The following is a 7,552-nucleotide window of genomic DNA, read 5'->3' as shown; positions in this document are numbered from 1 at the left end:
GTAGATAATAGAAGTAGTGAGTTATCCTTTATAGAATCTAGTGACTTCAGTGTTTTAGAATGTGCAAAAATACTAAACAAAAAATACAAAATTGGACTGATTAACTCCTATATTGTAGTTAACTCAATTAAAGTCAGATAAAATTAAAATAAAAAAGGGGAAAGAAATGAAAATTAATACCCAAAGAATCAAAGATCAAGCAAATAGTGCACTAAACATTACCATGAGAATATCAAAATCTGTTAGCAAAAGTATGTCAAAAGGTGGGAGGGAATGTCTAAATTTTGTTGTAAACAATCCTCAATTTATATTAATTATTTTAAGTTTGATAACTAATAAGAATAGTCTTAATCAAAGACGGATTAATGAATTGGAAGATACAGAGCAAGACAGATCACTAGATGATTCAACCTTTTCTGAACTGCTACAAGAAGAACAAGCTATTAATCATATTTATCCTGATGAAAGAAAATCTCCTTGTGTACATTTATATCGTCTAGGCGAAAATACTTTTGTAAGAGGAGGAACAGAACTAGAAAAAGAGGAATTCCGTAAAGAGAATAACTTGTAGTTTCATACTCTATATTTGGTTTAAATATAATTTAAAAGGGACAAAGAGAGGTAATTTTATGTCAAAATTATATACATGTGAAGAATGTGGTGGAGAGTTCACTAAGAGAGAGCTTAATTGGGATGGTAGTGATCATATTGATGGAATTTATTATTGCAAAGACTGCTTTCGTTTTTTAGAACAGTGTGGGATTGATGCAATGGATCCTGATGGATTTGGGTACGATGAGTATGGAAATTGGGATCAAGAACGTTTAGGTTTTTAGATTTTTGTGAGTTTTGATTTACTACATTAGATATATTTTTAATTAATTTAATCAACCACCCTGCCCCTAAGGGTGGTTTTTTTGGGTGTTCTAGGGAAATTATCAAACCAGAATTTTTGATTCAAAAGTATTATTTTAAGAGTGAAATCTCTAATTTCATAACCCGCAGGCAAACGCTTGCATTCCGTTTTTTATTGGACTATAATAGGTTGGTATAAAGCTTTCTGTAATAATAAAATGTAGAAGGTGTAGAAAGTAAGGATTTAGAATGTTTGTAGTCAATAATACAATGTTGCTATTCCTTACGGTAGGGAGATAGATATGGCAATGATAGAAGTGGAACATCTTCAGAAAAATTTTGTGAAGACAGTAAAGGAGCCGGGGTTAAAGGGGGCTTTGCGCTCCTTTATACATCCTGAAAAGCAGACCTTTGAAGCAGTCAAGGATTTGACCTTTGAAGTTCCAAAAGGCCAGATTCTAGGTTTTATTGGCGCAAATGGTGCTGGGAAGTCGACAACCATCAAAATGCTGACAGGGATTTTAAAACCGACATCTGGTTTTTGTCGGATTAACGGCAAGATTCCGCAGGATAATCGCCAGGATTATGTTAAGGATATTGGAGTGGTTTTTGGACAACGCACTCAGTTATGGTGGGATTTGGCTCTGCAAGAGACCTACACGGTCTTGAAAGAGATTTACGATGTGCCAGACTCGCTCTTCCATAAGCGCATGGACTTTTTGAATGAAGTCTTGGATTTGAAGGAATTTATCAAAGACCCCGTGCGGACTCTTTCACTTGGCCAACGGATGCGGGCCGACATTGCGGCTTCCTTGCTCCACAATCCTAAAGTTCTCTTTTTAGATGAGCCGACCATTGGCTTGGATGTGTCGGTCAAGGACAACATTCGTCGGGCCATTACCCAGATCAATCAGGAGGAAGAGACCACTATTCTCTTGACCACTCACGACTTGAGCGACATTGAGCAACTTTGTGATCGGATTTTTATGATTGATAAGGGGCAAGAGATTTTTGATGGAACGGTGAGCCAGCTCAAGGAAACCTTTGGCAAGATGAAGACTCTTTCTTTTGAACTGGTGCCAGGTCAAAGTCATCTCCTTTCTCACTATGAAGGCATGTCTGATATGACTATTGATAGACAAGGAAATAGCCTCAATATTGAATTCGATAGTTCCCGCTACCAGTCAGCTGATATTATCAAGCAAACCCTGTCTGATTTTGAGATTCGCGATTTGAAGATGGTGGATACGGATATCGAGGATATTATCCGTCGCTTCTATCGAAAGGAGCTCTAAGATGGTCAAATTGTGGAGACGTTATAAACCCTTTATCAATGCAGGGATTCAGGAGTTGATTAGCTATCGAGTCAACTTTATTCTCTACCGGATTGGGGATGTTATGGGAGCTTTTGTGGCTTTTTATCTCTGGAAGGCAGTCTTTGATTCCTCGCAAGAGTCCTTGATTCAAGGCTTTAGTATGGCAGATATCACCCTCTACATCATCATGAGTTTTGTGACCAATCTCTTGACTAGGTCGGATAGCTCCTTTATGATTGGGGAGGAGGTTAAGGATGGCTCCATTATCATGCGCTTGTTGCGACCAGTTCATTTTGCGGCCTCTTATCTCTTCACCGAGCTTGGCTCCAAGTGGTTGATTTTTATCTCTGTTGGACTGCCATTTTTAAGTGTTATTGTCTTGATGAAAATCTTATCTGGGCAAGGTATTGTAGAAGTGCTGGGACTAACTACCCTTTATCTATTTAGCTTGACGCTGGCCTATCTGATTAACTTTTTCTTTAATATCTGCTTTGGATTTTCAGCCTTTGTATTTAAAAATCTATGGGGTTCCAATCTACTCAAGACTTCCATAGTGGCCTTTATGTCTGGCAGTTTGATTCCCTTGACGTTTTTTCCAAAGGTGGTTTCAGATATTCTGTCCTTATTGCCATTTTCATCCTTAATTTACACTCCAGTTATGATTATCGTTGGGAAATACGATGCCAGTCAGATTCTTCAGGCACTCGCTTTGCAGTTTTTCTGGCTCTTAGTGATGGTGGGCTTGTCTCAGCTGATTTGGAAGCGAGTCCAGTCCTTTATCACCATTCAGGGAGGTTAGTATGAAAAAATATCAACGCATGCATCTGATTTTTATCAGACAATATATCAAGCAAATCATGGAATACAAGGTGGATTTTGTGGTTGGTGTGCTAGGAGTTTTCCTGACCCAAGGCTTGAACCTCTTGTTTCTCAATATCATCTTTCAACACATCCCCTCGCTAGAAGGCTGGACCTTTCAAGAGATTGCCTTTATCTATGGCTTTTCCTTGATTCCAAAGGGATTGGATCACCTCTTTTTTGACAATCTCTGGGCACTAGGGCAGCGCTTGGTGCGAAAGGGAGAGTTTGACAAGTATCTGACTCGTCCTATCAATCCTCTCTTTCATATCCTCGTTGAGACCTTTCAGATTGATGCCTTGGGCGAACTTTTGGTTGGTGGAATTTTACTAGTGACAACAGTATCGAGCATTGCTTGGACTCTTCCTAAATTTCTGCTTTTCCTAGTTTGTATTCCCTTTGCGACCTTGATTTATACTTCCTTGAAAATCGCGACGGCCAGTATCGCTTTTTGGACCAAGCAGTCAGGCGCTATGATTTATATTTTTTATATGTTTAATGATTTTGCCAAGTATCCTATTTCCATTTACAATTCCCTTCTTCGTTGGTTGATTAGCTTTATCATCCCTTTCGCCTTTACGGCCTACTATCCTGCCAGCTATTTCTTAGAGGACAAGAATGGGCTCTTTAACATTGGTGGTTTGATTCTGATTTCACTTATCTTCTTTGCAATTTCTTTGAAACTCTGGGACAGGGGCTTAGATGCCTACGAAAGTGCGGGTTCGTAAAAGGAAGAAACTCAAAGCCTTGTCTCAGGACAGGCTTTTTCTAATGAAGATGAAAATTTCTTGACATCTATTCTCAGAGTGCTATACTAAAAGGGTAATCGCCGATTTAGCTCAGTTGGTAGAGCAACGCACTCGTAACGCGTAGGTCACAGGTTCAAGCCCTGCAATCGGCATTTTGGGAAATGTAAAGAAAAGCAAAGGATATTCAAAGTGTTAGTTTAAAGGCAATCATCACAAGTTAGCTTTTTAAAATAGGTTAGTATTTTTGAACTCTTTGACCAAAGTGTGACCAAAATTTGACCAAAAAAGTTAATGAATATAGAATAAAGTGGATCAGGAAATGGGTCTATTTTATTTTGTAGTTATTGAGAAAAGTAGTCTGTTTTAGTTTGACAAATATACACATAATGCGTATAATAGTAGGTGTAAGGAGGTAACAATAATATATGCCACTTACAGGTAAAGAAATGGTGAAACTAGCTCTTGAGAATGGATGGGTTGAAGTTCGTCAAAGGGGAAGTCATCATCATTTTAAGAAAGAGGGTTTTTCTTATCTTGTCACGATTCCAGTTCATGGAAATGAAGATTTAGGAAGAGGATTGGAAAGAAAGATTCTCAAAGATTTAGGATTGTAAGTCTTACATTCCTAAGTCTTTTCATATCGGAGGTAGTAGAATGTTAAAAACGTATCCAGCTATTTTTCATAAAGAAGGAACAGGATATTGGGTAGAATTTCCAGAATTTGGTGGTGGTACAGAAGGAAAAAATATCGAGGAAGCGATGAAAAATGCTCGTGAAATGCTTGAAAATGTTTTAGCTTCTTATATCGATGAAGGGATGGCGCTGCCTACTCCAAGTGATATTTTAAAGATTGAAGTTTCAGATGGTTTTGTGTCAATGATTCAAGTAGATCCTGCACCTTTTGTGAGAAGTAACAAGGCAATTAGGAAAAACGTGACCGTTCCTGAATGGCTAGTCCGTCTTGCCGATCGAGAAAAGATTAACTATTCAGAAGTTTTGGCGCAAGCATTAGAGAAGAAGTTGCAAGTTTAAATTTAAAGTCTGTGTTTATTAGGGAATAAATTTGTTATGCATTGGTAAAAGTAATACAATAGATATACAAAATAAATTAAGGGGAAATGTCATGTCATAAATTGCTGTTAGGGTAGATGATGAATTAAAAAAGAAGCAACTGCCCTTTTTAATGAGTTAGGCTTGGATATGACAACTGCTGTGAAGTTGTTTTTGAAGCAAAGTGTGTTGACGAGAAGTATTCCGTTTGAGTTAAAACTTGATTCAGATTATGAAATTGAGTTAGAAAATGGTGATTATATTCGTACAAGAAATATAGATGAATATAATGAAGTTACTCAGAAGGCTTTTAAAGAGAGTATTAGTAAATATAAAAATGAAGGGATAACAAAAAGTACTGCAATCGGCAGAATGAAGAAGTCCTAATGAGCTTCTTTTCTTTTATCACCACTATTCAACCACTTAGACCGAGATATAGACCAGATAGACAAAAAGGTTTGTTCTTGAAAAAATCCTCTGCTATAATGATTTTTGTAAAGGGCGTGAGGGGTCAGTATCAGACAACTCAAGAACCAAAAAAAGAAAATGGAGACAAAAAATGAAAAAATTATTGGGAATCGTATTTTTAGTAGCAGCAGCGCTAGTATTGTATTTTGGCTATATTGGTTGGCCAAGTTTGGATGTCAACCTCTGGTCACTCATTCCGGTAGGATTGTTTCTCTATTTCACTCTAGAAAATCTTTTGAAAAAAGACTACAAGGCTAGTCTCATGTGCCTGATTATTGCTTTTATCATTGCAAATGCTATTTTGGACCTTTTGCCAATTTCAAGTGGTTTGGTGATTGGTGCAGGAGTGCTAGCTTGTGTAGGACTTGGCTACCTCTTTCCTGATAAAGATAAAAAAGAAGACAAGTAGAAAAGTCTCGAGGTTTCTCGAGACTTTATTGTTATTGACCAGCGTAGTATTTTTGGATGCCTTTCACAATACCTGCGACTAGTCTATCTTGGTATCGATCATCACGAATCCGTTGATTCTCAGTGAAATTATCCATATAACCGAGTTCAAGGAGGACGGCTGGTTTGGCAGTTTCGCGTAATACGGCAAAGCTACTTTCCAATAATCCAGCATCCTTGGCTCCTGTTTCTGCTAGGAGAGAGGAGTGGATAGCAGCAGCGAGGCGTTTGCTTTCACTCATACGATCAGGGTGATTGTGCCAGTATTTATTAATCTTACTTGGATAGTCAGGTTCATCGCTATAGGAGTAGGTTTGAATACCGCTTGCTTTTGAGTGAATGTTTCCAGTAGCATTGAAATGGATACTGATGAAGATATCAGAGTTGGTTTTATTGACCATTCTTGAACGCTCAGTCTTAAAATCAACATCGATATCACTGTCACGTGATGTGAGGACTTTGTAGCCTAGTTCTTCTAGCTTAGCGCGAAGTTTGCGATAGATTTGCATGTTGAGATCTTTTTCAGCTACATTGTAGTAAAAGGCACCTGAATCCCGACCACCATGCCCAGGATCTAGGAAAATGGTATTGCTGTATTGACCTTTTACAAATCCACCTTCGGTTGAAACTTCAGAAATCCATTGACCGTATTTTTGGAACAAGTGTTCCTTGCCGTCTATCTTGTAGGTCCCTGATACATAATGTCCGCTATTGTCCAAATAGTAACGAGCCTTGTAATAGTCGTCATAAATCCACTCATTCTTGGCCATATAGCCACCAGACTTGAGATAGTAGGCTCCAATCCATTCACGAGCCGCATAGGTTCCATTCGCTTTTAGATAGAACCAACTGTTGTAGGCCTTGTCAAAGATCCACTCTTTTTCAGCCATGGCTCCACTAGATTTGAGGTAATAGCTTCCTTTCCATTTATTGGAAAGCATGACACCATTTTGTTCAAAGGCGTACCAAGTTCCTTTGATTTTCTCCCATTTGTCTCGGCTATATTTTCCATATTCATTAGCGTAATACCAATTTTCATTGATTCTCACCCAGGAGTTTTCCGCCATAGCCCCGCTACTGCCGAGCAGGTAAGCACCAACGGTCGTTTTGCTGAGCATCACGCCGTTTTTGTCAAAATAATACCATGAACCGTTGACTTTCTCCCATTTGTCTTGCGAGATTCTGCCAGATGGTGTGACATAATACCAATTTTGGTCAATCTTTATCCAGCCATTTTCTGCCATAGCCCCGCTTTTGGTAAGGAGATAACCATCAACGATTGTTTGACTGAGCATGACACCATCTTTGTCAAAGTAGTACCAAACTCCTCCGATTTTTTCCCATTTTTGTTGGATGATTTTTCCAGACTCACTGGCGTAGTACCATTTACCCTCAAGAGCTACCCAGCCATTTTCTACCATGATCCCGTCTTTATTGAGAACATAGCCATCAAAGATGGTATCATTGAGTCGGTTTCCATCGTTGTCAAAATAGTACCACTTATCTTGAATTTTTTTCCATTTGAGGACAGGTTGATTGTTTTCATAGAAACGCCACTGTTTGTTTTCCTCCTGCCATCCATCTTTTTTAGGGACTTCTTCTTTTGCCTTGTCTTTTGGAAGTGTTATAGTCTCCTCTTCAGTTTTAGTTGAAAGATCTTTCTTATCTTCCTTAGAATTGCTTTGTTCGGTGGTAGCAGGAGGATTGGCATTACTTTCCTCTGCGTAGATAGGTGCTTGTGCCAATCCTGCCATTGAAAGGACAACAGCACTTGCCAATATAAACTTTTTCAACGATATTCTCCAATCA

Annotated in this window: 9 protein-coding genes, 1 tRNA gene and 1 pseudogene; 10 read left to right on the top strand and 1 reads right to left on the bottom strand. The window is 38.5% G+C overall.

The annotated features are described in order from the left end of the window. Window positions 1-166 precede the first annotated feature (166 nt). The 10 genes and pseudogenes from D8802_RS02695 to D8802_RS02645 all read left to right on the top strand — a co-directional run bounded on the left by D8802_RS02695 (window position 167) and on the right by D8802_RS02645 (window position 5,705). The gene (locus D8802_RS02695) at window positions 167-571 is read left to right on the top strand and encodes a hypothetical protein (protein ID WP_125394690.1); all 405 of its coding nucleotides are present in this window, start codon (window positions 167-169) and stop codon (window positions 569-571) included. Between the two features lie 58 nt (window positions 572-629). Then, complete coding sequence (locus D8802_RS02690) at window positions 630-836, top strand: hypothetical protein (protein WP_125394689.1); 207 nt, start codon at window positions 630-632, stop codon at window positions 834-836. A 321-nt stretch (window positions 837-1,157) separates the two neighbouring features. Then, window positions 1,158-2,150: an ABC transporter ATP-binding protein gene (locus D8802_RS02680; protein WP_125394687.1), complete on the top strand. Its 993-nt coding sequence runs from the start codon at window positions 1,158-1,160 to the stop codon at window positions 2,148-2,150. Window position 2,151: 1 nt separating this feature from the next. After that, window positions 2,152-2,970, top strand: coding sequence for an ABC transporter permease (locus D8802_RS02675; RefSeq protein WP_125394686.1), 819 nt, complete (start codon window positions 2,152-2,154; stop codon window positions 2,968-2,970). Between the two features lies 1 nt (window position 2,971). Continuing rightward, window positions 2,972-3,757: an ABC transporter permease gene (locus tag D8802_RS02670; RefSeq protein WP_125394685.1), complete on the top strand. Its 786-nt coding sequence runs from the start codon at window positions 2,972-2,974 to the stop codon at window positions 3,755-3,757. Window positions 3,758-3,857: 100 nt separating this feature from the next. After that, window positions 3,858-3,930 (top strand) — tRNA-Thr (locus D8802_RS02665). Between the two features lie 273 nt (window positions 3,931-4,203). Further along, entirely contained in the window at window positions 4,204-4,392 is a 189-nt protein-coding gene (locus tag D8802_RS02660; protein ID WP_001131504.1) for a type II toxin-antitoxin system HicA family toxin, read from the top strand. A gap of 40 nt (window positions 4,393-4,432) precedes the next feature. Beyond that, on the top strand, window positions 4,433-4,810 hold the full coding sequence (locus D8802_RS02655) for a type II toxin-antitoxin system HicB family antitoxin (protein WP_000921490.1): 378 nt from the start codon (window positions 4,433-4,435) through the stop codon (window positions 4,808-4,810). A gap of 100 nt (window positions 4,811-4,910) precedes the next feature. After that, a pseudogene (locus tag D8802_RS02650) lies at window positions 4,911-5,215 on the top strand (type II toxin-antitoxin system RelB/DinJ family antitoxin). A gap of 172 nt (window positions 5,216-5,387) precedes the next feature. Continuing rightward, window positions 5,388-5,705 (top strand): hypothetical protein, encoded by a 318-nt coding sequence (locus tag D8802_RS02645; RefSeq protein ID WP_125394684.1) that lies wholly within the window; start codon window positions 5,388-5,390, stop codon window positions 5,703-5,705. A 31-nt stretch (window positions 5,706-5,736) separates the two neighbouring features. On the opposite strand, the gene D8802_RS02640 is transcribed toward D8802_RS02645, so the two are convergent. Beyond that, window positions 5,737-7,536, bottom strand: a complete 1,800-nt coding sequence (locus D8802_RS02640) for an N-acetylmuramoyl-L-alanine amidase (protein WP_125394683.1) — start codon at window positions 7,534-7,536, stop codon at window positions 5,737-5,739. Window positions 7,537-7,552: the final 16 nt, after the last annotated feature.

The sequence above is a fragment of the Streptococcus oralis genome, assembly GCF_003943395.1.
GTDB lineage: Bacteria > Bacillota > Bacilli > Lactobacillales > Streptococcaceae > Streptococcus > Streptococcus oralis_BF.
The sequence above is the reverse complement of the archived record's forward strand: the minus strand, read 5'-3'. Positions and strand labels throughout refer to the sequence as shown.